Raw genomic sequence first — 26,347 nt, forward strand, 5'->3', positions numbered from 1 at the left:
GGCTCCTCCTTCACCTGTCCTATCCTATGTTAAACTCTGCCCGGCTTCCCCTGGCAGCGCGGCTGATTTCCAGCCTGGCGTCAATCCGCTCCTTCAATTCGGGAACATGAGAGATAATGCCGACCAGCCGGCCGCCCTGCTGCAAATCCAACAAGGCTTTAATGGCAAAATCCAGCGTTTCCGGGTCCAGTGTCCCAAAGCCCTCATCGACTAGAATAGTATCCAGCCGGACGCCGCCGGCATAAGACTGGACCACATCGGCCAGCCCCAGAGCCAATGACAGCGAGGCTAAAAAAGTCTCACCGCCTGACAGGGTGCCGACCGGCCGGGCATGGCCGGTATGGTTGTCAAATACCTCCAGCTCCAGGCCGCCGGCAGCGTTTTTCCGGGCCCGTTCCATCGTCCGCTGCAAAAGATACCGTCCCCGGCTCATCATTTTCAGCCGTTCGTTGGCGGCTTCGGCCACATCATCCAGCAGCGCCCCCAACACGAACCGCTGGAAAGTCAACTTGTAATCGTTATTGCCATTGGCCACTTCCGCCAGCCGGCCGATTAGTCCATAGCTTGCATTTAGTTCGGCCATGTCCGTCTCCCGTTTTGTCAGTTCCTGCAGCCACCGTTCTTCCCGCTCGGTCTGCAGGGCAACAGTCGTTCTTTTTGCCAGTAATTCCTGCTGGGCGGCCTGCGCCGCCGCCGCTTCACCGGCCAAAACCTCCAGAGCAGGAACAGTCAGCCCGGCTACGGCGGCCGCCGTCTGTTCAGCCCGTTCACAGGCAATAAGATATTCTTTATCAAAGGCTTCCAGCCTTTGCTGCAATTTCGTCAGATACTCGGACGGCTTCTTGGCCTGCCGGTATACCTCGGAGGAGGTAAATCCGGCCTGGCGCAGCCGCTCGTCAAACGCTGCCTGGCCGGTTGCCAGCCGGGTTTCCGCCTGGCTCAGACTGTCCTGCACATAGGCCAGCGAGGTTTCCGCCTTAGCCAGCGCCGCTGCCAGCCGCGCCTTATCCTGCTGCGCCTGCTGCAGGCGCTCCGACAACGCCCTGGCTGTCCTTTCCGCTGTGAGCCGGGCCGTCTGCAGCGCCTCATCGGCCCGGTAAGCCGCCGGCACCGCCGCTTCCCGTTCCTGCAGGATAGCCCCGGCCGCCTGCAGCGCCTGTCCGGCCTGACGCCAGGCTGCTTCCGCCGCTTCCAGCGCCTCTGCCGCTTTACCTCGTGCTGTTTCCCGCTGCTCCAGTTCCTGCCGCTCTACCGGCAGCCGGCGGCCAGCCGCCAGCGTCTCTTCATACTGCCGCTGCAGGTCCCGCTGCCGGACCTTAAGCTTGTCCGGATCGGCTTCCACCAGGTCTCCTAACTGCGTTCCCGCCTCCTGCTGCCGCTCCGCCAGCGACCGGCACTCAGCCTGGCAGGCCGCCAGCGCTTCCCGGGCGGCGGTTAGCTCCTTTTCCAGGGCGTTTGCCGCCATTTGCTGACGCTTTACAACAGTTTCATCCGGTATAGTCTGCGCCGCCACAGCCGGCCGGGGATGCCGGCACGAACCGCAAACGGGACAGGGAGAACCCTGCTCCAGTTTAGCCGCCAGCAAAGCAGCCTGTCCGTTTATCCAGTTCTCCTGCAACTCGGCCAGCAGGCTTTTGGCTGCTTCGTAAGACTCGGCCAGCCGGACGGCACCATGCTCTGTCGCGACCTGCCGCTGTTTAGCCTGTGCGGCGGCAAGCCGGATTTCATCCCAGGCCAGCCGTCTGTCCAACAGGTATTTCACTTCCCGCAGGGCAGCTTCCAGTCCGGCAGTCTGCGCTGCCAGAGCAGCTTTTTCCTGACAAACAGCCTGCTGCTCTTCCACAAGCCCGGTCAAAGCGGTCGCTTGGCTCTGGCATGCTTCCCGCCAGGCAGTTGCTTTTTGTTCTGCCTGCTGGCGCTGCGTCATAAGCTGCCGCGCTTCGTTCAGCCCGTTCAGTTTCTCTTCCATCTGCTGCAGCAGCAGTACCTGCTGCGCCGCCTGGCTGCGCTCCTGCTCCCGGCCTTCTTCGGCTGCCAGCGCCAGCTCAGCCCGGCGATATTCCTGGCGCACTGCCGTGAGTGCCTGTTCCTGCTGCTTTTGTGCCGTCTGCAAGGCCAAGCAGTCCTCGCTGCCCTGACGCAGAGCGGCTTCCGCGTCCAACAGTTCGGCCGCCTTCTGTGCCTGGGCCAGCTCTTGCCGCTTTTCCTCCACCACAGGCACCTTGGCCGCCAGCTCGACTTTTTTTCGGTCGACTGCTTCTTGCTCGGCAAACTTCTGGGCTACAAGCTGTGCCGCTGTGAGCCGTTCCTGAGTCTGCCGGACCAGCCCGGCCGCCGCCTCACCGGCCACGTTTATGACTGCCAGTTCCTCCCGGTGTGCCGCCAGCCGGTCAGTCAGTGCCTCCCGGTCGTTCAGACCCGCTTCCTGTAAAATCCAGCGCCATTCGGCATCCTGTCGGTCAAACTGTTTTTTTATCTCCTGGGCCTTTTGTTTCAGCTTTTCTTCAATGGCCCGGTACAAATCGGTTTTAAACAGGGTCTGCAAAATCTCCTGCCGTTCGGCGGAATTAGCTGTCAGTAATTTACGGAACTCTCCCTGCGGCAGCAGCACCACCTGACGAAATTGACTGCTTTTAAACCCCAGCAAATCCTCCACCTTCTGGGTAACATCACTCCAGCCGGCCGCCAGCAGGCACTCCGGTTCGGCGTTTTCCTGCCATAGCTCGGCACCGGCATCCATGCGTGTCGTGCCGTCACCCCGCTTTTTAGGCCGCAGTTGTTCAGGATGGCGCCGGATGCGGTAGCGGTTTTCCCCTAGCGCAAAGGAAAAGCTCACTTCGGTGACCAATTCGGGCAGCGCGTAGTCGCTGCGCAGTGATTTCCCCTCCCGCTGGCTACCGCTGGCCGTCCCGTACAAGGCAAAGCAAATGCCGTCAAGAATGGTTGTTTTACCGGCGCCGGTAGGCCCGTGAATTAGGAAAAACGACCGCCCCTTTAGATCGGCAAAATCAATCGTCTGGCTATCGGCATAGGGTCCAAAGGCCTGCATGATCAACGCCAACGGTCTCATGACTTCACCTCCCGCAGTTCCCGGTACAGTTCATCCAGCACCGTCCGGAAGCTGTGTTCCTGCTCTGCCGCCAGCCCTTCCCCCGTCATCTGTTCAAAAAAGGCTGCGAATAAATCACCTTCGTTCAGACGGCGATGGTCCGCAGCCGGACCCTTCAATTCGCCGCTGCGGTTTAATCGGCTATAATCAAAGTCCAGCAGGTTTGGATAGACCGCATTGAGCCGGCTGCGGGCGTCCAATACCGGCTGCCCGTCAGTCAGGGTAACCATCAGATAATCCTCCCGTTCCGCACTGTCGGGCGCGGCCGCCAGGAGCTGGGCAAAAGTTCCCTGCAGGCAGCGCACATCCCGGCGGGGCCGCAAGGACAGCCGCTCAACTTTTACGGCGCCGGCGGCATCCAGTTCTACCAGATTGATGCCCTTTTGCTGGCTGGCCTCGCCAAAGGAATACTTCAGCAACGAACCGGAATATAAAACACGGTCACCGCCGGCCGGCTGGGAGTTATGCAAATGTCCCAGCGCGGTATAGTGGAACGCGTCGAACAAGGCGGCGCTTACAGCACCGCTGCCGCCGACCGACAACGGCCGTTCGGACTCACTTTCCAGACCGCCGGCCACAAAGGCATGGGCAACGGCTACCTTGCGCGCCCCGGCTGGCACGGTTGCCAGGACATGACTGATCATCGTTTGCAGGGCCGCCTCATGGGAAACCGCATCGCCTTGCCACACCGAGCGAACCATTGCCGGTTCGGCGTAGGGCAGCGGCGCAATATACACCGGCCCGTGCTCGTCGGCCAGGATGACCGGTGACAGATTTTCTGGCAAACTGCCTACCACATGCAGTCCCTGCTGCGCCAGCAGCCGGTTGCCGAAGCCCAGCCGTTCCGGGCTGTCGTGATTGCCGGCAATCATAATGACCGGTATCTTTAGCCCCAGCAGCAGCTCGGCCAGCGTATCGTCCAGCAGCCGCACGGCCTCGGTGGGCGGCACCGCCCGGTCGTATATATCACCGGCCAGCAGGATTGCATCGGGCTTTACCTCTTTGACCAATTGTAAAAACTGCTGCAGCACATAGGCCTGGTCCTCCACAAGCTGCACCCCGTGGAAAATACGCCCCAAATGCCAGTCTGCCGTATGTAAAAACCGCATTGTTCCTCGCTCCTTGTCTTTTCTCTCATCGCCGGCCACTAAAACAACAGGCCGGCGAGAATGTCCCGCCGGCCTGTCCATCCTGCGGCCTGATACCCTATTAAGTCGAACTCTGCTTTATGATCGGCACGGTACTGGTCGTCAGATACACGCCGCCGATAATGACACCGGCACTGACGAGCTGCAGCCAGGTAACCGTCTCGCCCAGAATCAATTGGGCCTGCAGCATGGTAAACACCGGCACAAGATTGATAAAAATGGCCGTTTTCGGCGCACCAATTTTTTGTATGGCGATAAGTTGAAATAAATACCCCAGCACCGAAGCAAACACGGCCATGTATAAGATCGCCAGCCAGCCGCCCCAAGTGGTAAAAGGCAGATAAGCCGCCGGCCTTTCCCAAAGAACGAACGGCACCGACACCAGCGTGCACACCAGAAAGGTGTAGGCCGTCACCATCAGCGGCGTAAGCTCGTACTGCTTCATGTAGCCGCGGCTGAGCACTGAATAAACGGCCCAGCTCCAGACAGCGGCAAACATAAAAATATCGCCGGTATTAAACTGCAAAGTGGCGGCCACCTGCCAGTCGCCACGGGTAATAGTCAGAAACACGCCACCAAAGGATAGAAAAATCCCCGCCGTCCGGCGCCAGCCGAGCCTGTCGTGGAAAAAGGCGGCCGCCAGCAGGGCTGTCACCATCGGATTGGTCGCACCAATCAGCGACGAGTTGATCGCCGTCGTATAATGAAGGCTGGAAAAAAACAGCCCATGATACAAAAAAGTTCCCACTGTGCCCAGCACCAGCAGCGGTCTCCACTGCCGCCGGCTGGGCAGCCAGGCCTGGCGCTGTTTTACATATAAAATGGCAAAAATAAAGGGTAAGGCAAATAAAAAACGAAAAAAAGTCAAAGCAAAGGCCGGAAATTGCTGCACCGCCATTTTACCGGTAATAAAAGCGCCCGACCAGAATAATGCGGTACAAACCATCAGCCCGTATACGGCTTGTTCAGAAAGTCTCATTTCCTGTCTCCTGTTCTACATCTCCTTGCCATAGCGCATCCCCTGCGCGCCATAGCGCTGTAATAATTCACCGGCAGGCATAATCCGGTAACCCTGCCAGAGGATACGGGGCAGCAGCTTGTCCAGCGCATCGGCGGACTGGGCGTCGTCCACCCGCATCCGAATCACCGCGCCCGGCTTAAGCTGCTGGAGTACCCGGCCAACAATGGCATCCCCCTGCTGACCGCCATGATCAATGGCATCGATTTCCCAGGCCAGTGACCGGTACCCCAGTTCAGCCGCCGCCTGCAAGCCGGCCGGGGTAAACTGTCCACCGGCCGGCCGGTACAGCCGGACCGTCACCCCGGCAACTTTTTGAATAGCTGCCGCACTTTGTGCCAAATCCTGTTTCATGCCTTCCACCGTGCCACTTCGTTCCGGTTGATAAGCATAGCCATGGTTCCCGATTTCATGGCCGCCGGACACCAGTCGCATCGTCTCTTCCGGATAGGCTTCCGCCCACGGTCCGGAAATGAAGAAGGTGGCGTGGACGCCGTGTTTTTCCAACAGATCGAGTACCAACGGCACTCCGGAATTGCCCAGGTTACTGTCAAACGTCAGGGCAACGGCCGGCTCTGCCGCGGCCACGCCGGTAACCGGCAACGCCGTCGGCGCCAGCTTGATCGGGGCAGTTGGCGGCTCCGGCGCTGCCGTCACCTCTTTTTTCAACGGCTGGACCGCTGTTTCCGCCGCCGGATTGGCCGGCCCCGTCTGGCGGTATACCCAAAACATCGTCCCCACCACACAGGTGGCAAGAAACAACACGCTGAGCAGAAAAACCGGATACTTGTTATTCATATGACCATCCCCCGTTTCCGAAGCTTTTGTCACCGATAAGAAAAGCGGCTTACCAAACTGACGGCGCAGGCTGGTAAGCCGCTTGGCGTGTTCACTTGGCCTTGGCTGCCCCATGGGTCGCCGGCTGCAGCCCTGCCTGGATGACAGGCCAGATGGTTTCCCGTTCAAACCCCTTGCGCCAAGAGGCAACACCGGCCAGGCGATAGGGGCCGACCAAAGCGACCTTGGCGGCAATCGACCGCTCATCTTCCAGCCAAATTCGATAGCGTTTATCCTGTTCGTAATACTCGGTATAATACTGACCCTTATCCTCCAGCCACTGAAGCGTCAGGTTCTTTTCCCTAATCTTGCGTTCAGCGTCCACCATCGACAGGGTTGTTGCCTTGGCAGGCCCTTGGCCGTCGGCCGGTTCCTCCCACTCACGCATATAAAAAGGCAAACCCAATAGCAGTTTTTCCGCCGGTACTTCGGCCAGCGTGGCCTGAATCCCCCGTTCCACCCAGTTCAGCGAGGCCACCGAACCACTTCGGGGACTGGAACGCCAGGTTTCGTCATAAGTCATGACCATCACATAGTCGACGACAGCGGTCAGACCCTTCCGGTCATAGCACTGGGACCAGGTATCCGATCCCTGCGGTACGGTCATGTCCAGCGATACCACTACACCCTGCTCCCGGAGCGCGGTGGCGATACGGCTGACAAACCGGGTCAGCTTATCCTTGTCCTCGCGGTATATATTCTCAAAATCCAGATTGATGCCATCAAGATGGTAGAGGCTGCTATATACCAGCAGTTGCCTGATCACCCGCTCCTGGGCATCCTCACTCTGCAAAATCTGCCTGGTCAGATCCTTGTCAAAGCTGTTACTAATCAGTGCCCACACCTTATAGCCCTTCCGGTGCGCCTCTTCCACATACGCCGCGTCAGCCTTGCTGCTTACCAGTCCGCCTTCACTGCTAATGGAAAACCAGGTTGGGGACACAATCTCCAGGCCCGCTATTTTTTCCCCTTTCCCGTCGGCCGGCACTGCCGTGCCAAGCGCATCCCATACCAGATTAAGCTTCCCGGCCGGCCGCCAGACAGGGCGTTTTTCCGCCAAACGGCGCTTTTTCTGCGGCTCCGGCACCAGGACAAGCGTCCCGTCGTCCTGCGCCTCCACACGAATCCCCAGCAGAGCTTGCAGCCCTTGCAAATTCAGGTAGTCAATCCCGTCAAGGCGCCGGGTCGGAAAATTCAAGGTAAGGCCCTCAAACAGCCGGCCGTCCAGCGCCGGCGTTTCCAGCCTGAACTCCGGATGGGGCAGATAAAGATACAGTTTCTTTTCGTCACTGTCAAAATACAGCCGTTGATCTATGTAGCTTGCCGCAAACTGCACCGGGACCAATAGCTCCGGCCCCCGGCTCAGCACCGTCTCCTTAGCCGGAACGGCACCGTTATATACAATCAGTTGTTTCTTTTCCCATTGTTCCGGTTTATTGTCCTGGCCCCAGGCGACAGGCAACAAAAAGCCGGTCAGCAGGCACAGCCATACCGTTACTTTTACCGCCAATGACTTCACATAGGTCTCCTTTTTTCGAAAACAAATATTCTTTTTATATTTCGCCGGTAACGGCGGCAAATCCTTTATTATTCCCGCTCATCCTTTTACTTCCAGACATACGGCGGTCACATCATCCCGCTGAACACCGGCTTCGGCCAGCTCCCGGAAATGGCCGCAAAAAACTTCGAACGGCTCTCCCGCGGGCAGCAGAAAATTTTCCGGCAGCACTTCGGCTATCCCGTCGGTGTAAAAACAGAAGCGATCGCCCGGTTGTACCGGCTGGCTTTTTACTTCAAAATCAGGCTGTTCGCTAATCCCGAGAAACATGCCTTCCGTGATGATGCGGCCATGACCGGAGGCAGCCGCCAAATAGAATTCAGTAATGCCGGCCGCGGCATAACGCAGCTCCCGCGCCGCAAAATCCAGTTCGAAGAAGAAGGCCGCCACCAAAAGATCTTCGTCGAGATAACGTCCCACCCGCTGGTTTAGCGTGCGAATTCCCTCTTCCAACGACATGCCGGCAGCCGTGATTTCCCGGATCATAACCTGAATAGCCGCCGTCTGCAGCGCGGTAGCCGCCCCATGGCCCATCACATCAATCAGATAACCCCGCAGCACCTCTTCGCCGCGCCACTGATAGTCGTAAGCGTCACCGCTCACCAGCATGCAGGGCTCATAAATGGACTGTATCGACAGACGATTCTCTTCAATAGGCGCCGGCAACAGGCCTCTTTGCACCTTGCCCGCTTTGCTGAGCTCGGCAAACAGCCGCTGGCGCATAGCCTGTTCGGTCTCGGTCCGCAGTTCCAGGTCATGGGTCCGCTCCGCCACCCGGGCCTCAAGCTGGCCGACCAGATCGGTCAGTTGCCGGGCCGTCCGGTTAAAAGACCGGCTGAGCTGTCCCAGTTCATCCTGGCGGTCATCATCGGGCACCGGTTGATAACGGCCGGCCGCCAATTCCCGGGAGGCATCATTCAGCCGCAGAATCGGCCGGGTAATCCAGCGCGAGGTCCAGGCCGACAGCGCCAGAAAAAGCAGCATCGCCAGAAAAATGATCAGCACCGTGTACCCCAGCGCCTGTTTGATGCCCCCGAGAAAAACGCCGCTGTCCAGCACCACGTAGGTTTTCCAGTTCAATCCATATTCCTGAAAAGGAGCCATATTCACCAGATAATGACGGCCATCCAGATCAAACTCAACCGCCGCAGCCTCCTGGCGGGCGGCCAGGAAACGGGCCGCCGTCCGCAGCACCAGATTATCCGCATTGATCGCCTGTATCCGTTCGATCTTGCCATGCTGCACAAAAAAGGTCTCCGCCATGACCGACGCGGCAACCAGCCGCCCGTCTTCATCCGTCACGAATACCTGCCCGGCCGGACCGATCGCCAGTTTGTCCAGCAGCACTTCCAGCCAGGATAAGGTATAATTGGCGCCGAAAACCGCCTGCAGCGCCCCGGTTTCATTATAGAGCGGATATACGGCGGCAATGATCGGTTCACGGGAAAGCACCCCCCGGTAGATTCCGCTGAAAACAGGATGTCCGGCCCCGGCCGCCGCCTCAAACCAGGGGCGGGTCCGGACGTCCAACTGCACATACTGTTCTTTCCACTCCACGGCATCGCCCTGTCCGTTAACCGAGTAGAACCAGGAGCTGCCGCCGGTCGTCCGATCGCTGCTGACCGCCTGAATCTGGCCGTCGTCGATGCGCCGGGCGCCATAAAACGAACCGTCCGGCAAGCCGACAAAGGTCATATTCACTTCAGGGAAGGCCCGGAGCAGACTGACGAAATACCGGTTCCGGACGGACGGTTGCCGTAAGTCCAACTGCCCGCTATGCCAGGCTTCAGCCTGAAGCCGGTTAAGGCTCATCGGTTCCCGCATGCGGCTGTCCAGTTGCTCGTGCACCCGCTCCAGCGTCTGCCGGCGCAGCTCGTCCACAACAAAATTGACCGATAGCTGCCCGCCATGAAGCAGTACAAAACTGATAATGGCAGTGGCGATAACAAACTGTACCGCAAAGGGCAGAAAAAACACCTGCCTCAGCGACAGCCGCCGCCAACCGCGCACTAACACCTGCCTTAGCGCAAACTGATTATTCTCAGACTGCCGGACCTTCGGATTGCTCATGCCGCTCCCTCATCTTCATAGCATACTGTCCATTTATACTTTTGCCAACAGCCGGGCCGTCACGTCAGCACAAAAAGGCGGTATTATTACCCGGCAATATTTTACAAATATTATACCATGAACCTAACGGGTACTTAGTTAAAAATTTTACAAATTTTATGACCGCCAATACCATTATCCCTCTGCTCGCTACTTATTAAAAAAGTGCAGATTTTTTTACCAATTTATAGGATAAAGCAGGATTTATTTGAATATTGTTGAATGTAGGAATTAATTAATGTATTTTCTGGATATTCTGCTTTTTCATATTATTTAGCGACCCAGGGCGTATCTTCAAATTATCCAAACATCCACTGACGGTGATCTTTACGCTATACTTCGTTGCAATCGCGGGAAATAAGCTTCATTAATTCCGGCGGAATTTTGCCTCGTCTGTCACGGAAATCACTCGCCATTGACTATTTCGCTAATTTTGAGGACACACCCTATTTCCTGTCTATTTTATCTATTTTCTACTTGTACTTTAGTCCTGATTATGTACGAATCCCAGAAGGAGTTGCTGCTATGTATAAAGAAAAGCACTCGCCTGCTTGGACGCCTCAGGCTGCTCTAGTGTCCAACGCTGTTTTTTGCGTCTATTTATCCAGTCGTATATCAAGACTTTACCGTCTGGCCGGCTATTCCGGCTCAGCTTTCTTTGCTCCGCCGACAGGGCTGTCGGGCTTACTTTTCCCGGCGGAGAGGGAGGTAGCTTATGCCCAGGCATGCTAGCTTCTATTCCCGTCTTCCGGCCTCGCCGCACCGTAAAGAGACACGCCGCTACACGGAGAACACACTGCCGCCGGCCATAGAATTCCCCAAACAGGCACCGGCTTTGCCCGATGATCCGCTGTCAATTACCCGGGACCAGTTGCACCGCAGCTACATGGAGTTGGAAGAACTGTACGGCCAGCTCGCCGCTACCGAGGAAGTACTGCGCAACAAGGTGAGTGAGCTGGAGGAGAGTCAAAAGGCCTTGGCCGAAAGCGAAGCAAAATACCGCCTGGCCATCGAAGGCTCCAACGATGCCATCTGGGATTGGGACTTAAAGCGAAACACCCGGACACTCTCTCCCCACTGGGAGGAAAAAGTCAAATTAGCCACGATGGACCCCAACTTTTCCAGCCTGTGGGAGGAACGCATCCATCCTGAGGATAGAGACTTGCGCAAAAAAGCGATCAAGGAACATCTCCTGGGCGTTACCTCTTCTTATGATGCGGAATACCGCTTCCTGGTGCCGCCGAATCAATGGATCTGGATTCATGCCCGCGGCAAGGCGCTGTTCGACAAAGACAGAACCCCGCTGCGCATGTCCGGCTCGTATACCGATATTACGTCGCGCAAGATTCAGGAAGAATATATTTGTCACCTGGCCTATCATGACCCGCTTACCAGCCTGCCTAACCGCTTTGGTTTCCGGGAAAAGCTGTCTGCCGCTATGGCCAAGGCGGCAGACAATCACCATAACGGCTGTGTTTTTCTGATTGATTTGGATAATTTCAAGCTAATCAATGCCTCCTGGGGCAATTCCCTGGGTGACAGCGTACTGCTCGATGTAGCCAACCGCCTGCGCCATTGTCTGCCGCCGCAAAGCGAAATCGCCCGGATCGGCGGTGACGAGTTCGGTGTTATTATCAGTCCACTCGGCCACTTCCCGATCGGTGAATGGGCCAAATGCATCCTGGCGAATTTTCAAAAACCCTTTGCCATCCGCGACAGCAGCTTTAATTTATCCTGCAGCCTCGGCGCGGCTGTATTCAGTGACGGGGCAACGGCCGAACAGCTTATGCTTAACGCCAACAGCGCGTTATACCGCGCCAAGTCCTCGGGCCGCAAGACCTGGCGGCTGTATACCAAGGAAATGCAGCAAGCCCTGCGGGGCCGCGTGCAGATGGAAACCGACCTCTACTCCGCCTTGACCGCCAATCAGTTTTGTCTTCACTATCAGCCGCAGATCGAATTATCCTCCGGCCGGGCTATCGCGTTTGAAGCGCTTATCCGCTGGAACCACCCCGATAAGGGAATGATTTCGCCGCTGTCATTTATTCCGATTGCCGAAGAAACCGGGTTAATCCTGCCCATCGGTGACTGGGTGCTCCGTTCAGCCTGCCAGTTCGGACGGTTGATCAGCAGCCGCTGCCGGGAACCGGTCCGCATTGCTGCAAACATATCGGCTCAGCAGCTTATGCAGACCGACTTTGCCCAACGGGTAGAACGGATTCTGGCGGAAGAAAATTATCCTGCCGACAACCTGGAGCTGGAAATCACCGAATCCGTATTAATTGAGTCTTTCGATTTCTGCGTGCAACAATTAAAACGGCTGCGCCAGTTGGGGCTGCGCATTGCTCTGGACGATTTCGGCACAGGCTACTCCTCGCTGACCTATCTCAGCCAATTGCCGATCGACACACTGAAGATAGACAAGTCCTTCCTTCATCAGGCCTCCAACAGCCTGGCTTCGGCGGCCATTATCAGCACCATCATTCACCTGGCCCACCAGATGAACATCGCCGTAGTCGCTGAAGGAGTGGAAACACCGGAGCAGCTTTATGCCCTGATCAACTTGAACTGTGACCATATCCAGGGCTATTTGGTCAGCCGTCCACTGCCGGAGCAGAACGCACTGGATTTGAATTTTAAGAATACCCCGCTTCCCTCGACCAACACCCTCTCGTGAAACAGGGGCTGCCGCAGGAAATGCCTTTTTACCGCAGACTTACATGCTGCGAAAAAAAGCTCTCCCGCGACAGCCCCTTACCTGTTTTGCCGGCTAGCGCCGCAATCAGGATAGCACCTTACCCACTCTATCCGGTAAATGCTGTCTATATTCCGTGTGCCCCGGCATTACCGTCACAGCAGCCTTTTCAAGGCACCTAACGAAATAAGCTCGTTGACGTTTTCCACAAAGGGAATATTCTGCGGATTCCGGCTGGCAATCGCCCCACGCAGCAAAATAGGCGTCAGATCAAGATCCAAGGCACCGCGATAGGTGGACAACACGCAAAACTCGGCACAATAACCGGTCAGGATCACCGTGTCTACCCCCAGGGCGGCAATCTCGCCGGCCAAACCGGTCTTGGTAAAGGCATTGCCATAGGTCTTGACAATATGGAGATCATCGGGCCGGATGTTCAGATGCTCCGGCAGAAGAAATCCATCGGTACCGGGCACCACCCCGCTGGCTTCATTGTGGTGCTGCACGCAAATGACCGGCAACTGCCGGGACCGGAACAGGGCAATCGCTTCATTGGTGACCATAATGGCCTCCTCGAGCGATCTGGCCGTTTCGGGACTTCTTTTGAAAAACGCTTTTTGAATATCAATCACGATGAGCGCCGCTTTCATACTTATCACCTCTTGATGTAATATGATTCACCTAGGGAACTTTAATACGACAGACCACCGGCAAATCCTGCCGCGACCTGAGTGCTCCGCCAACTTTGAAATTGCAGTTTCAGCGTTGGCGGAACAACACTAGAATTAATGCCTGCCGTTATACCGGCAGGCATCATCAAATCATCTTGTATTCATTTCGGCACCCTAACCAAGTTCTCCTCTAAGGCGAGCCAATTCCGCCTGTGTTTCTGAATAATACCAGCGAACCGATTTACCAAAAACACAGCGCATGGCATCCACTTTACCTGCTTCGGCTAATTTGCGCATCTTTTTCACATCAAAACCATTAGAAGAAAAATAACCTGCCGCAATGAATCCTCGATTGTGCAGCCATTTTCGGTAGTAATCGTAATCCCTACTCTCCAACTCGACTCGCCAAATCGCCATGTGCGTCACGGCCTTTCTCTTAAGTTTGCCTCTATTATACACTATAAATGTACAATTGTAAATTTATATGGTGCATTTTTAACAATATCTTCTCCAAAACTTTACTTTAGGTAAACATTGTAAAGGTGTTATGAAAATTAGATGGCGTCCGAACCCTTGCCTGGGGCGAGAATTAAGGTTAGGCTGCAAGGATTTTTTTATCCTGCACGGCGGAGGAGCCGCACCTACCGGACCTATGTAAAGTGACATAACGAAGCCGGGCAGAAAAAGATTCGTAAGAAAACCAAAGCTTTGATCCAGTCAAGGTACTGGTACTATGCCCCGGCCGACAGCATCGTCCAGCCACCCCGGCCATCCAGTTCCAGCTTGGCTTGATGATATTGGAGCAAGGTGCTGCGATGCCCGACGCTGATTAATATGGCCTGCGGCAACTGCTCCTTGATCAGGCGGTACAGTTGCTGCTCGGTCGGTTCATCCAGCGCGGTAGTTGCCTCATCCAGGATGAGAATGTCCGGCTGCTGCAGCAGCACCCTGGCAAAAGCCAGTCGCTGCTGTTCGCCCAGCGACAGCACCTGGGCCCAGTCTTCCATGTCGTCCAGGCGCCCCGCCAGAAATGACAGGCGGCACTCTTCCAGAACCAGCCGGAGCTGGTCATCCTCCACCGGACGGGTCAGTCCCGGATAGCCGATCGCCTGCCGCAGTGTGGCAATCGGAATATAAGACTTCTGCGGTAAAAAGAGGGCCTGTTTATCGGCCGGAAAGTTGATCGTTCCCCGCCCAAACGGCCAAATACCGGCCAGGGCGCGCAGCAGCGTGCTCTTGCCGCAGCCCGAAGGGCCGCTCACCAACAGCGAGTCTCCCGGCAATAAACGAAGGCTAAAGTCGGTCAACAGACGATGCCCGTCAGGCCGCAATACGTCCAGTTCTTCCACAGCCAGTTCCGGCTGCGCCTGGCGGCGGATTTCCGGTTCGGTCACCTCGCTGCGCAGGGCTTGCACCTTCTCCATATTGGTCGAAAACTGCCCCAACCGGTCGATAACCGCTTTCCATTCGGCAAGCTGGGTAAAGCTGTCGATAAAGAAGGAAAGCGACGACTGCACCGTACCATAGGCATCGGCAATCTGAAACATTTCACCCAGGCTGATTTTATTGGCAAAATAGCGCGGCGCGGCCACTAAAATGCCAAAGATGATCGAAAGCTGTCCATAACCGGAGGTAAACCAGGTTAGACGCTTATTGAGGTTCATCAACTGCCAGTAATTCCCGAACACCCGTTGGAATCGAGCCAAAAAGTTCTTTTCCTCTTCTTTCTGCCCCTTATAGAGAGCCACGCTTTCGCTATTTTCCCGCAGTCGCATCAGACTGAAACGAAAATCGGCCTCATAGCGCTGTTGAATGAAATTAAGGCTGACCAGCGGCTTGCCCAGCTTTACGGTAAGCCAGGTTCCCAGACCGGCGTAGGCAATAGCGGCCCATACCAGATAACCGCCGACCACAAATACCGTCTGTCCCAGCGGAATTTCCAGCGTTCCCGACATGTGCCACAGAATGACAATGAAGGAAATCAGCGTTACCCCTTCCCGCAGCAGTCCCAGTGACAACGTCAGCGCATGGGAAACAAAAAGATTGATATCTTCACTGATCCGCTGGTCAGGGTTATCGGTGTTCTCGCGGTCCACCAGCTTCATCCGGTAGAAGGTTTGATTGGACAGCCAGTCACCCAGGTACTGCTCAGTCAGCCATTTGCGCCAGCGAATGGTCAGCATCATCCGCAAATAGAGCTGATAACCGGCAATAACAATAAAGATGCCGGCCAGCAGGCTGAAATCACCCAGGGCACTGATAAAACCATCCCTGTTGCGCTCGTTTAATACATTGTAAAATGTGTTGCGCCATGCGTTGATTAAAACATTGATATAAACAATCCCCAGATTGAGCGCCACAATCGCGGCCAGCAGCCCTCTGGCCCGCCAGCGTTCCTCCGACACCCAGTAGCCCTTGGCCAGCTTCCAGGCGTTTTTTAAGGTGGCAAGCTTTTCTATTCTCATCCTATCTCTCCTTGCGCGTTATCCCCTTACGATTTCACCACAGTCTTAGGACCCTTCGGTCAGTTTGCAGACAGCCCTGGCGGGCAGTGAATGGTTTTCTTTATTCTCCGTCTTTTTTATAATTCCTGTTGCGGCAAAAATAACAAAAGACAGCCGGCTCCGCCCGGCTGTCTTTTGTTATTTGGTTCGGTTGCGTTCGGCCACCTTGGCAAACGCTTTGGCACTGGCGGCAATCGTGGCGGCAATGTCCGCCTCGCTGTGGGCAGCCGACATGAATCCTGCCTCAAACTGGGAGGGAGCCAGGTAGATGCCATTTTCCAGCATGGTGTGAAAATAGATAGCAAAGGCTTCCGTATCAGCCGTAGTGGCGCTGTCATAATCATATACCGGTTGGTCGGTAAAGAACAGGCCGAACATAGAACCAAGCTGATGAAACTGCAGGGAAAGGCCGTACCGTTCCGCCTGATTGCGCAGTCCGACTGCCAAGGCGGCCGTCTTTCCAGTCAGCTTGCGGTACATGTCCGGATCGGCGGTCAGCGTCCGCAAGGTGGCAATCCCCGCCGACATAGCCAGCGGATTGCCGCTCAGCGTCCCCGCCTGGTATACCGGACCGGCCGGCGCAATATGCTCCATAATATCCCGGCGGCCGCCATAAGCACCTACCGGTAAGCCACCGCCGATTACTTTGCCCAGGCAGGTCAGGTCGGGTTTAATGCCGAACAAAGCCTGCGCACCGCCGTAAGCGACGCGGAAACCGCACATGACTTCGTCGAAGATCAGCAAGGAACCATAGGAACCGGTAATATCCCGGACCTGCTGCAGGTAGCCTTCACGGGGCGGCACCAGTCCCATATTACCGGCCACCGGTTCAATAATCACGGCAGCGATATCGTCTCCGTATTGAGCAAACACCTGAGCCAGCGCATCGGCATCGTTATAGGGCACACTGATGGTGCCGCCGGCCACGCTGGCCGGCACGCCGGGGCTGTCGGGAACGCCCAGTGTGGCGGCACCGGAACCGGCCTTGACCAGCAGGCTGTCATGGTGTCCATGGTAGCAGCCGACAAATTTCACGATCCGGCTCCGCTTGGTATAGGCCCGGGCCAGGCGCAAAACACTCATGGTCGCCTCGGTGCCCGAATTTACCATCCGCACCAGCTCCATCGACGGAAAGGCAAGGCGAATCAACTGAGCCAGCTCTGTCTCCAGCAGGGTCGGCGCCCCATAGCTGGTCCCCTGCAGGACAGCCTTCTGCAGCGCCGCGGTCACAGCCGGATGGGCATGGCCGAGAATCATCGGTCCCCAGGAACCGACATAATCAATATATTCATTGCCGTCTATATCATAGAGACGGCTGCCGGCCGCCCGGGCGATGAACGGCGGCGTGCCGCCCACACCGCGAAAGGACCGCACCGGACTGTTGACACCGCCCGGAATATATTCTTTCGCTTCAGCAAAGGCAGCCGCTGATTTCACAAACTGATATCCCATTGCTTTTTCCTCCCAACTAAGCTTCTTCGCGCAGCCACCGGGCCGCATCCAGCGCATGGTAGGTAATAATGATATCGGCACCGCTCCGTTTCATGCTAAGCAGCGTTTCCAGCACAATCCGCCGTTCATCGACCCAGCCGTTGGCAGTGGCCGCCTTGACCATCGCGTACTCGCCGCTCACATTATATGCGGCCACAGGCAGATCAAAATTATCCTTCACCTGCCGGACAATATCCAAATAGACAAGCGCCGGCTTAACCATCAGAATATCGGCGCCTTCCTCCACATCCAGCGCCGCTTCGCGCAGCGCCTCGCGGGCATTGGCGGGATCCATCTGGTAGCTTTTGCGGTCACCGGTCTGCGGCGCCGAATCAGCGGCATCGCGGAAGGGGCCGTAAAAAGCCGAGGCGTATTTGACGGCATAGGACATGATGGACACATCGGTATACCCTTGCTGATCGAGTGCCTGACGGATGGCCAGCACCCGGCCGTCCATCATATCCGACGGGGCGACCATATCGGCGCCGGCCCGCGCGTGACTGACAGCGGTTTTGGCCAGCAGCTCCAGCGTGCTATCGTTGTCTACCGTCTGCCCTACCAAATGACCGCAATGACCGTGACTGGTATATTGGCACAAACAGACGTCGGTAATTACCGTAAGCTCCGGCAAGGCCGCTTTGATCCGGCGCACCGCCTCCTGTACGGGACTGGCGTCATCCCAGGCGCTGGAGCCCTGCTCGTCTTTATAGGCAGGCAAACCGAACACCAGCACGGCCGGAATCCCCAGTTCATAGGCTTCCCGGGCCACAACCACTGCTTTATCCGGAGAGTAATGGCATACTCCCGGCATGGAACCAATTTCTTCTTCCAGATTATCTCCCGGCACCACAAACAGGGGATAGACAAAATCGCCTGCTTGCAGCTCGGTTTCCCTGACCAGTTTTCTGATCCCCGCCGAAACTCTGAGGCGCCGGGGACGAATAAACGGCATAGTCATTCGTGCTCCTCCTTCACTGTCTGTCATATGGTGACAGTCAGGGCGTGTGGGAACGCGTTGAATTGCTCAGATTTCGAGCCGATTTTTCGCCGGACAAGGCAAATTTCCGCAGGAATACCGGACGTATTTCAAGGAAATTTAACGCAGTACGGCGGAAAATACGCCGGAAGATGGACAATGAACACCCGTGTCCACACGCCCTAGGTCGAAGAACCGGCAAAAGCCACTGCTCCGAACCATGTGACTGTTAATTATTATTGACCATATTGTTCTAATATAGCGGCTACCAGGCCGTCAATGCTGTATTCCCTGGCAACCACATCGGGTTTGATGCCCTGCTCGGCGCAGGTGGTCGCAGTAATCGGACCAATGCAGGCCACTTTGGTCTTTTGCAGCAGCGAGGCTCCTTCGGGTCCCAGCAGTTGCAACAAATTGGTTACTGTCGATGAACTGGTAAAGGTCACCAGATCAATCTCGTCCGCTGCCAGCCGGCTGGCCAAAGCAGCCCCCTCCACATCACCGCTTACCGTCTGGTAAGCCGGCGCTACATTAACACTCACGCCCATTTCCCGCAGCTGTTCCGGCAACACATCGCGGGCCACGGCGGCGCGGGGAATCAAGACCCGCATGCCGGCCTCAACCCGGCCCTGCAGGGCTTCGATCACACCTTCCGCCCGGAATTCGACAGGCACCAGATCAGCCCGGATACCGTGTTCCTTCAACCGGTTGGCGGTCGGCGTACCGATGGCGGCAACCTTTAGGCCGCACAAGGCTCGGGCATCCAGATCGAACTCGGCCAGCCGCCGGAAAAAGTATTCCACCCCATTGACACTGGTAAAAATAACCCAGTGATACTGGGACAATTCGCCAATAGCCTGGTCCAGTTTGGCATAACTGTCCGGCGGTATAATCTTAATCGCCGGCGCTTCAAGACACTCGGCCCCCAGGCTCTCCAGCCGGGCACTCAGTACGCTGGCCTGTTCCCGCGAGCGGGTTACCAGCACCTCTTGCCCAAAGAGCGGCCGCTTGTCAAACCAAGCCAGCTTCTCCCGTAAAGACACGACCTCACCTACGATAAAAATCGCCGGCGGCTTGATTTGCTGCTCGGCCACCTGCCGGGCTGCCTCACCTACCGTGGTAACCAGCACCCGCTGCTCGGGCTTGGTCCCCCAGCGGATAACGGCGGCAGGCGTAGTGGCCGGCCGGCCGTATTCCTGCAGCTTAGTTGTTATGTAAGACAAATTTTCCACGCCCATCAAAAACACCAGCGTGTCCACACCGGTCGCCAGTTTATCCCAGTGAATGGTCGATTCAGCCTTGGTCGGGTCCTCATGGCCGGTAACAACAGCAAACGACGTAGCCACCCCGCGATGGGTAACCGGGATACCGGCATAGGCCGGCACCGAAATAGCCGAGGTAATGCCGGGCACTACCTCAAACGGCAGGCCGCTGGCTATCAGTTCTAAAGCCTCTTCGCCGCCCCGGCCGAACACAAAGGGATCGCCGCCTTTTAGACGGACCACTATTTTGCCGGCCAGCGCCTTCTCCACCAGTACCTGGTTGATGTCTTCCTGTTTCATCGTATGGGCGCTGGAAGCCTTACCCACATAAATCAGCTCGGCTTCCGGCCGGGCATGATCCAGCAGCCGCTCGTCGGCCAACCGGTCGTAAACCAGCACGTCGGCCGCTTCGATGCACTCCAGAGCTTTGACACTAATTAATTTATAATCACCGGGGCCTGCCCCCACCAAATATACCATACCTTGTTTCATGCCTTACTCCTCCTATAACGCCGCCAGTATTTCACGGCCGCCGGCCGCCAGCATCCGTCTGGCCAACGTGACGCCCAGCTCATCCGCCGCTGACGCCGGTCCGGTTACCGAATCACGAATGACGGTTGTCCCGTCAGGCGATAAAATGACGGCCTGTAACATGAGTTCGCCAGCTTCCAGCGTACCGTACACACCCAGCGGAATCTGGCAACCGCCTTCCACTTCCTTGAGATAAGCCCGCTCCGCCGTAGCCGCAGCCTCCGTGGCCGGGTGGTTCAAAAACCGCACTGCCGCCAGTACATCCCGGTCGGCACTGCGCGTCTCGATAGCCAGTGCCCCCTGCCCGACGGCAGGCAAACAAATATGCTTCGGCAGAATCTGGCTGATCCGCTGCTGCCAGCCCAGCCGCACCAGGCCGGCCACCGCCAGCACAATGGCATCCAGATCGCCGTTGTCCAGTTTATTCAGGCGGGTATCCAAGTTGCCCCGCAAATCACAAATTCTCAGGTCCGGACGATAATTAAGCAATTGAGCCTTGCGTCGCAGGCTGGATGTACCCACCCGGGCCCCCAGCGGCAGCTTGTCCAGTTCGCCATAGAGCGGACTGATCAGCGCGTCGCCCGGATCGACCCGTTCGGTAATGGCCGCCAGTTCCAGTCCTTCGGGCAGCGCCGTCGGCATGTCCTTTAGACTGTGAACCGCCAGGTCAATCTCCCCGGCCAGCATGGCATGCTCCAATTCCTTGGTAAACAGCCCTTTGCCGCCGATTTTGGCCAAAGGTACGTCCAGAATCTTATCGCCTGTTGTAACAATATGCTTTAATGTCACCTTGACTCCCGGATATTTCCCGGCAATCAGCCTGGCTACATGCTCAGCCTGCCACAGCGCCAGCTTACTTCCGCGCGTACCGATAACAAGTTCGTTCTTCACTGTGTCCGCCCTCTCCTATTGCGTCTAGTTTAAACAAGGTCCGCACCGCTTCCAGATACGGCGCCTCGTTGCCCGTCATCGCCGCTTCATTCATCCGCACCATGGGATCACGCAACAGCTTTCGCACCAGCATGCGGGACATATTTTCCAGTACCTTGCGTTCCTCCGGGCTGCAGTCAGGCAGCTTGGCCAGCGCCCGTTTCACTTCCCGCTGCCGGATGGTTTCCGCTTTATCCGCCAGCAAAGCCATGGTCGGCTGATAGGACAGATAACGGAATTTAGCCACCAGTCCGGACAGTTCCTCGGCGATGATTTCTTCCGCCAGGCGGGCCTCCTGTTCCCGTTCATGAATATTGCATTCGACGACTGCTTCCAGGTCGTCAATATTATATAAATTTACCCCGGCAATTGCCGCCACTTCCGGCTCCACATCGCGAGGCACGGCAATGTCGATAAAGATAATCGGCCGGCCTTGGCGCTTCGGCATCAGGTGAGCCACATCCAGCGTCCGGATAATATAGTGCGGTGCCCCGGTGGAGGTAATCACGATATCGGCCTTCACCGCGCTTTTCATAAAGTCCTCAAACGGGACGGCCACTCCCTTGAACTTGTCGGCCAGCAAAGCCGCCCGTTCAAACCGCCGGTTGGATACAAACACGGTATTTACGCCGTTTTCCACCAGATGGCGCGCCGTCAGTTCGCTCATTTCGCCGGCCCCTAAGAGCAGCACATTGACCGTCGACAGGTCGCCGATGGCATGCTTGGCCAATTCCACGGCGGCATAGCTGACCGACACGGCATTATAGGCAATCCTGGTTTGGGTGCGAACCTTCTTGCCCACCGCAATAGCCCGGTTAAACAGGGTGTTAAGCACCGTACTGGTCATCCCTACCTCGCGGGCGATGCTGTAGGCTTTTTTTACCTGGCTGAGGATTTGCCCCTCGCCGATAACCAGCGAGTCCAGACTGGACGACACCCGGAACAGGTGCTCCATACAGCGCTCTTCCGTATAAATATATAAATGAGGTTCCACCGACTCCTGGACCTCCGACATGCGCCGCAGCAGAGCCTGCATCACTTCAAGCCCATCCTCCAGATCATCCACCACCGCATACATTTCAGTGCGGTTGCAGGTCGACAAAATCACGCATTCGTCAATTTCCTCCCGGGTGTCCATATGCCGGAGAGCCGCCTTGACCTGCTCTTCGGAAAAAGAAAAACACTCCCGGATGTCCACCGATGCCGTTTTATGGTTTAATCCCACAACAACTAACTGCATGTTGTATCTTTTCCTCCGCTTCCTCAATCCTGCCTTGTTTCAGCAGCTTAAGTATTTCTTCGTCCAGGGCCTGACGCCAAAAAGCCTCCCGGTCTTTCGAGTCCGCCAGGACGGTTTTGATCTCCTCGCGCAGCGCAGCCAGCCGTTCCAGATACAGGCCGTATTCACTGCCGTAGCGTTCGGCCAGTTCTTCCCTGAGCCGTCGGGATAGTGCCGGACTTTTGCCGCCCGTCGATACAGTGAGCAGCAAATCCCCGCGCCGCACCTGAGACGGGATGGTAAAATCACTGCCTTCCCCGTCATCGGCCAGATTGACCAGCGCGCCGGCTTGCCGCGCCGCCGCGGCTGCCAAACGGTTGACCTCCCGCCGGTTGGTAGTGCAAAACACCAGAAAGTAACCGGTTAAAGGCTGTCCACTGTACGGGACGGCCCATTGCACAAGGTGCCCCGCCGCCAGCCTGTCCTGCAGCCAGGAAGTCAGCACCGGGCTGATGACCGTCACCCGGGCCTTTGCTTCCAGCAAGGCCCGCACTTTCCGCTCTGCCACACCGCCACCGCCGATCACGGCGCAGTGCCGTCCCTCCAGGTGCAAATTCACCGGATAGGTCACGAGAAACCACCTCGTCTTCATCCTGTTAGATATTCGCTATTTCAAATTATACTCCTCTTTAACCTATAAAATCCACTCTTAAATTTATAGCCAGCGCCCACCGGGCCTGCCCAGGCCACAGGCGGCCCGTCTCTTGCGATGCGCCGCCGGCGGTCAGCTGCCATACAGGCTAAAATAACGCTCCAGAATGGCCCGGACTACCGGCGCGGCCGCCGCCGAACCCTCGCCGCCCTCATCGATCAGCACGGCCACAGCAATCCTTGGCTGCTCCGCCGGCGCATAACAGGCGAACCAGGAATGGGTGGTGCCACGGCCGGTTTCGGCCGAACCGCTCTTACCGGCTATGGCGGGCTTAAAATCCTTAAATACCCCTGCCCCCGTGCCGGCCGCCACCACCTGTCGCAGCCCCTGCTGCAGCACCGCCCAGTGCTGCGGTGCCAAATAGACCGTCCGCAGCAGTTCCGGCGAATACGCCTGCTTCACCTGCCCATCGGGACCGACCACCTGGTCGACCAGGCGAGGCCGGTATACCGGGCCGCGATTGGCTACCGCCATAAGCAGCAGCGCCTGCTGCAGGGGCGTCGCCAGATAATAGCCCTGGCCAATGGCGTCAATCAGCGTTTCTCCGGCATACCACTCTTCTCCGTAAGTAGCCTGCTTCCAGGCTATCGTCGGGACAATGCCCGCCACTTCGCCCGACAAAGCGATGCCGCTGAGCTCACCAAAGCCAAAGGTCCGGGCATAGTCGGCCAGCCTATCCACGCCAACCCGCCGGCCCAGTTCATAAAACACCGGATCACTGGACCAGGCCAGAGCATCGACCAGGGTCAGTTTGCCCAGGCCGTTGGTATCCCAACCATAAAAACTCCAACCCTGATAGACATATACACCTTTATCCCAGAAAACCTCGTCGGCATTAGTCTGACCTGTATCCAGCGCAGCGCTCGCCGTGACAATCTTAAACACCGAGCCTGGCGGATATTCACTCTGAATAGCCCGGTTGGTCAGCGGATTATGGCTGTCCGTCACCAGCTTCTGCCACGCCTGGTTGCTAATACCGGCGGCAAAGGCATTGGGATCGAAAGCAGGCGTACTGGCCAGCGCCAACACCCCGCCGGTGGCCACATCCAGCACGACGGCGCAACCGCCCTGGGCCGGCTCTCCGCTGCCACGGCTGCGATTTACCTGCGCCGCCAGCGCGTCCTCAGCAGCCTTTTGTATATTAACATCCAGGGTGGTTATGAGATTGCTGCCGGGAATAGCCGCCTTTTCACCCAGCCTGGCCACCTCTTCGCCCTGCACATTCACTTCAATTTGCACTGCGCCGTCCACACCGCGCAGATTGGGTTCCCACCGTTCCTCCAGACCGCTCTGACCTACCACATCGTTCGGGCTATAGCCCTGGGCCTTGAGCCGCTCATACTCGTCATCACTAATGCTGCCCAGATAACCCAGCACATGGGCTCCCAGCGACTGATACACATACTGGCGCACCGGCATAGCCTCAATGATCACCCCGGGCAGATATTGTTTGCGTTCCTGTATTTTGGCCAGCATGGCCGCATCGGCATCCCGCTTTAAACGAACCGGATCATAGGCTTTACTCTGCCCTTTGGCCAGCCTCGCATTAATCTCATCCTCAGTCAGACCGGTGATGGCGGCCAGCAGCGGCGTTGCCTCGGCGGCATTATTATATTCGGCGGGAATGATCGAAACGGCAAAGCTGGGCCGGTTGGCAACCAGAATATTCCCGTTGCGGTCATAGATCGTTCCCCGCGGCGCCGTCTGTGTAATATTGCGAATCCGGTTGCTTTCGGCCGTCTTTTTATACTGGGGCCCCTGGATCAGCTGCATCCAGGCCAGCCGTCCAATCAACAATACCGCTACGCCAATAATGATGACGATCAGTACCCGCAGTTTTTCCCGCTTTTCCAGTTCCTGTTTATCCCACATAGCCGAAATGCTCCTTCTTTGCCAGCTAGTACTCCGCCAGCTTTGAAACAGGAAGATGGTGGCGAGGCAACAGGCTAACCGTCAGCAATTCCTGTTTTCAAGGTTGGCTAACTATAGTATGACAAAAAAGGGCAAAAAAAATAGCCCTGCCGGGCTATCAAGCAGGGCTATTTCCCTGCGAAATCCTTGCCAATGATGACCGTAGCTTGGGTGTCCTTGCTGTCATCTCTGGAAACCTGCAAGGAATAGTCAAAAGGCAAACCGCTTAAACGGTTGATCACGGCGCTGTTCGCCGTATTGGCAATCACCGTGGTGGTCTTATACGTATTGGTAATCGACGACACGCTGGTTACCTGGAGGCCCTGATTCCGGAGCAGGGCAGCCATTTTATCGCCCGCCCCGGCCACACCGCTGGCATTGAGCACTTCCACCGACAACCGGGCCGGCGGCGGCAGCATGGCTTTATCGGTTTGCTTGGTTCCACCGGTTTTATCTTTATCCTTATCCTTGTCCGCCTTGGCAGTTGCTTTGTCCTTATCGCTTTCCTTATCGTCCGTCTTGTCCGCCGTCTTAACCGGTGGCGGATCAAGGACCTTCATCTCTTTCGGAATGGATCTTTCGTATTCGGAAGCCTCCTGTTTCGCGTTAGCCTGGTATTTAAGGTCTGTTTTCAGATCCATAATATTGGCCATATGCTGACGCAGGGCAACCAAATCGGGTATCCAGTAGCTGATATCGTCAATATAGGCCGGTTTGCCCGGTACCATATCGGCATGCAGGCCCTGTTTGGACGCATCGTTCAATATTTTGGCCAGATTGAGCATTTCACTGGCCGACATGTCGGTCTTAACGGCCGAGCTGAGTTCCTTAATCAACGACGGCAGTTTTGGAATGACGGCCGGACTGGCCACCTCATCCATTAAGGCTTTGACAAACTTCTGCTGCCGGGCCACCCGGCCGATGTCGCCCTCTTCATCACGGTAACGGACATATTGAATGGCTGTTTTGCCGTCCATATGCTGCAAGCCCGGTTTCAGATTGATCACGAATCCGTCGCCATCATAAGGATCTTCATAGTACATCCGTTTTTCCACATTAACATCAATACCGCCAACGGCATCAATGATTTTCTTAAAGCCGGAAAAATTAATCAGGGCATAATAGTCGATCGGCATATCCAGAAGTCCTTCGACGGCCTTGATCGACAGTTCATGACCGCCTTCCGCATAGGCGTGATTGATCTTATCCCAGCCATGGCCGGGAATTTTCACGCGGGTATCCCGCGGTACGGACAGCATGGACACCGATTTGGTATCCTTGTCCACGGTAATGACAAACATCGTATCGGAACGACCCACATCATCGCTACGCTCATCTACCCCAAGAACCAATATATTTACTTTTCCCGTCCCAATCAGGGTGCTGCCTGCCCGTTTTGTCGCTTTTTCAAAATCACCGCCGCTGACAAACCAGTAATAGGTAGCCATCGCTACCACAACCATGCTGAATACGGCAGCCAGAAACAGCCATACGGAATGCTTCTTCTTGCCACGCTGCTGGGAAAGGCGCTCCTCCAAACGTGCCATGACGCAACCCTCCTTTGCTCCCTAGTATCTCTATCGTATTACTATACAAAACTACCTGTCACACCATAACTGCACCGGGCATCTGTTATGTTTATGCAATAAATAAGCCCCCAATGCAA

The 26,347-nt window shown here is 56.4% G+C and carries 19 protein-coding genes; 2 read left to right on the plus strand and 17 right to left on the minus strand.

Going from position 1 to position 26,347, the window contains the following annotated elements:
• Window positions 1-19: 19 nt before the first annotated feature.
• From BMW43_RS10440 to BMW43_RS10465, 6 genes are all read right to left on the minus strand, one after another.
• Window positions 20-3,070, minus strand: a complete 3,051-nt coding sequence (locus BMW43_RS10440) for an AAA family ATPase (RefSeq protein ID WP_091746767.1) — start codon at window positions 3,068-3,070, stop codon at window positions 20-22.
• Entirely contained in the window at window positions 3,067-4,218 is a 1,152-nt protein-coding gene (locus BMW43_RS10445; protein ID WP_091746771.1) for an exonuclease SbcCD subunit D, read from the minus strand. The genes BMW43_RS10440 and BMW43_RS10445 overlap by 4 nt, the downstream gene beginning before the upstream one ends.
• 100 nt (window positions 4,219-4,318) lie before the next feature.
• On the minus strand, window positions 4,319-5,236 hold the full coding sequence (locus BMW43_RS10450; protein WP_218140647.1) for a DMT family transporter: 918 nt from the start codon (window positions 5,234-5,236) through the stop codon (window positions 4,319-4,321).
• Window positions 5,237-5,251: 15 nt separating this feature from the next.
• Window positions 5,252-6,187 carry a polysaccharide deacetylase family protein gene (locus BMW43_RS10455; protein ID WP_177173547.1) on the minus strand — a complete coding sequence of 312 codons (936 nt, stop codon included), beginning with the start codon at window positions 6,185-6,187 and terminating at the stop codon, window positions 5,252-5,254.
• Window positions 6,165-7,631 (minus strand): glycosyl hydrolase family 18 protein, encoded by a 1,467-nt coding sequence (locus BMW43_RS10460; RefSeq protein WP_177173548.1) that lies wholly within the window; start codon window positions 7,629-7,631, stop codon window positions 6,165-6,167. Before BMW43_RS10460 ends, BMW43_RS10455 begins: the two co-directional genes overlap by 23 nt.
• A 78-nt stretch (window positions 7,632-7,709) precedes the next feature.
• Window positions 7,710-9,740 (minus strand): SpoIIE family protein phosphatase, encoded by a 2,031-nt coding sequence (locus tag BMW43_RS10465; RefSeq protein WP_091746780.1) that lies wholly within the window; start codon window positions 9,738-9,740, stop codon window positions 7,710-7,712.
• A gap of 564 nt (window positions 9,741-10,304) precedes the next feature.
• Here BMW43_RS10465 and BMW43_RS10470 point away from each other — a divergent pair.
• Complete coding sequence (locus BMW43_RS10470; RefSeq protein ID WP_091746783.1) at window positions 10,305-10,511, plus strand: hypothetical protein; 207 nt, start codon at window positions 10,305-10,307, stop codon at window positions 10,509-10,511.
• Entirely contained in the window at window positions 10,495-12,456 is a 1,962-nt protein-coding gene (locus BMW43_RS10475) for a putative bifunctional diguanylate cyclase/phosphodiesterase (RefSeq protein ID WP_091746786.1), read from the plus strand. Before BMW43_RS10470 ends, BMW43_RS10475 begins: the two co-directional genes overlap by 17 nt.
• A gap of 173 nt (window positions 12,457-12,629) precedes the next feature.
• Here the strand turns inward: BMW43_RS10475 and BMW43_RS10480 are convergent, their stop codons facing one another.
• The 11 genes from BMW43_RS10480 to BMW43_RS10530 form a co-directional block, all read right to left on the minus strand.
• Window positions 12,630-13,124, minus strand: coding sequence for a cysteine hydrolase family protein (locus BMW43_RS10480; protein ID WP_091746789.1), 495 nt, complete (start codon window positions 13,122-13,124; stop codon window positions 12,630-12,632).
• A gap of 195 nt (window positions 13,125-13,319) precedes the next feature.
• Window positions 13,320-13,562: a hypothetical protein gene (locus BMW43_RS10485; protein WP_091746977.1), complete on the minus strand. Its 243-nt coding sequence runs from the start codon at window positions 13,560-13,562 to the stop codon at window positions 13,320-13,322.
• A 314-nt stretch (window positions 13,563-13,876) separates the two neighbouring features.
• Window positions 13,877-15,610: an ABC transporter ATP-binding protein/permease gene (locus tag BMW43_RS10490; protein ID WP_091746792.1), complete on the minus strand. Its 1,734-nt coding sequence runs from the start codon at window positions 15,608-15,610 to the stop codon at window positions 13,877-13,879.
• 177 nt (window positions 15,611-15,787) lie between these two features.
• Window positions 15,788-17,101, minus strand: coding sequence for a glutamate-1-semialdehyde 2,1-aminomutase (gene hemL / locus BMW43_RS10495; RefSeq protein WP_091746794.1), 1,314 nt, complete (start codon window positions 17,099-17,101; stop codon window positions 15,788-15,790).
• Between the two features lie 16 nt (window positions 17,102-17,117).
• Window positions 17,118-18,098, minus strand: coding sequence for a porphobilinogen synthase (hemB, locus tag BMW43_RS10500; RefSeq protein WP_091746797.1), 981 nt, complete (start codon window positions 18,096-18,098; stop codon window positions 17,118-17,120).
• Window positions 18,099-18,352: 254 nt separating this feature from the next.
• Window positions 18,353-19,870, minus strand: coding sequence for a uroporphyrinogen-III C-methyltransferase (gene cobA, locus BMW43_RS10505; protein ID WP_091746800.1), 1,518 nt, complete (start codon window positions 19,868-19,870; stop codon window positions 18,353-18,355).
• A gap of 12 nt (window positions 19,871-19,882) precedes the next feature.
• Entirely contained in the window at window positions 19,883-20,800 is a 918-nt protein-coding gene (gene hemC / locus BMW43_RS10510; protein WP_091746803.1) for a hydroxymethylbilane synthase, read from the minus strand.
• Entirely contained in the window at window positions 20,763-22,079 is a 1,317-nt protein-coding gene (hemA, locus tag BMW43_RS10515; RefSeq protein ID WP_091746807.1) for a glutamyl-tRNA reductase, read from the minus strand. Before hemA ends, hemC begins: the two co-directional genes overlap by 38 nt.
• Window positions 22,048-22,689, minus strand: a complete 642-nt coding sequence (locus BMW43_RS10520; protein WP_245732346.1) for a precorrin-2 dehydrogenase/sirohydrochlorin ferrochelatase family protein — start codon at window positions 22,687-22,689, stop codon at window positions 22,048-22,050. Before BMW43_RS10520 ends, hemA begins: the two co-directional genes overlap by 32 nt.
• Window positions 22,690-22,842: 153 nt before the next feature.
• On the minus strand, window positions 22,843-24,642 hold the full coding sequence (gene mrdA, locus BMW43_RS10525; protein WP_091746814.1) for a penicillin-binding protein 2: 1,800 nt from the start codon (window positions 24,640-24,642) through the stop codon (window positions 22,843-22,845).
• A gap of 167 nt (window positions 24,643-24,809) precedes the next feature.
• Entirely contained in the window at window positions 24,810-26,228 is a 1,419-nt protein-coding gene (locus tag BMW43_RS10530) for an LCP family protein (RefSeq protein ID WP_091746817.1), read from the minus strand.
• Window positions 26,229-26,347: the final 119 nt, after the last annotated feature.

Source organism: Propionispora vibrioides, from assembly GCF_900110485.1.
In the GTDB taxonomy this organism is placed as follows: domain Bacteria; phylum Bacillota; class Negativicutes; order Propionisporales; family Propionisporaceae; genus Propionispora; species Propionispora vibrioides.

Excerpts from the sequence above, each read along its gene's own strand:
- BMW43_RS10450 (WP_218140647.1), bottom strand. The coding sequence starts at position 5,236 with ATGAGACTTTCTGAACAAGCCGTATACGGGCTGATGGTTTGTACCGCA.
- BMW43_RS10440 (WP_091746767.1), bottom strand. The coding sequence starts at position 3,070 with ATGAGACCGTTGGCGTTGATCATGCAGGCCTTTGGACCCTATGCCGAT.
- BMW43_RS10445 (WP_091746771.1), bottom strand. The coding sequence starts at position 4,218 with ATGCGGTTTTTACATACGGCAGACTGGCATTTGGGGCGTATTTTCCAC.
- BMW43_RS10465 (WP_091746780.1), bottom strand. The coding sequence starts at position 9,740 with ATGAGCAATCCGAAGGTCCGGCAGTCTGAGAATAATCAGTTTGCGCTA.
- BMW43_RS10480 (WP_091746789.1), bottom strand. The coding sequence starts at position 13,124 with ATGAAAGCGGCGCTCATCGTGATTGATATTCAAAAAGCGTTTTTCAAA.
- BMW43_RS10475 (WP_091746786.1), top strand. The coding sequence starts at position 10,495 with ATGCCCAGGCATGCTAGCTTCTATTCCCGTCTTCCGGCCTCGCCGCAC.
- hemL (WP_091746794.1), bottom strand. The coding sequence starts at position 17,101 with ATGGGATATCAGTTTGTGAAATCAGCGGCTGCCTTTGCTGAAGCGAAA.
- BMW43_RS10490 (WP_091746792.1), bottom strand. The coding sequence starts at position 15,610 with ATGAGAATAGAAAAGCTTGCCACCTTAAAAAACGCCTGGAAGCTGGCC.
- BMW43_RS10470 (WP_091746783.1), top strand. The coding sequence starts at position 10,305 with ATGTATAAAGAAAAGCACTCGCCTGCTTGGACGCCTCAGGCTGCTCTA.
- cobA (WP_091746800.1), bottom strand. The coding sequence starts at position 19,870 with ATGAAACAAGGTATGGTATATTTGGTGGGGGCAGGCCCCGGTGATTAT.
- hemB (WP_091746797.1), bottom strand. The coding sequence starts at position 18,098 with ATGACTATGCCGTTTATTCGTCCCCGGCGCCTCAGAGTTTCGGCGGGG.
- BMW43_RS10485 (WP_091746977.1), bottom strand. The coding sequence starts at position 13,562 with ATGGCGATTTGGCGAGTCGAGTTGGAGAGTAGGGATTACGATTACTAC.
- BMW43_RS10455 (WP_177173547.1), bottom strand. The coding sequence starts at position 6,187 with ATGGGGCAGCCAAGGCCAAGTGAACACGCCAAGCGGCTTACCAGCCTG.
- mrdA (WP_091746814.1), bottom strand. The coding sequence starts at position 24,642 with ATGTGGGATAAACAGGAACTGGAAAAGCGGGAAAAACTGCGGGTACTG.
- BMW43_RS10530 (WP_091746817.1), bottom strand. The coding sequence starts at position 26,228 with ATGGCACGTTTGGAGGAGCGCCTTTCCCAGCAGCGTGGCAAGAAGAAG.
- hemA (WP_091746807.1), bottom strand. The coding sequence starts at position 22,079 with ATGCAGTTAGTTGTTGTGGGATTAAACCATAAAACGGCATCGGTGGAC.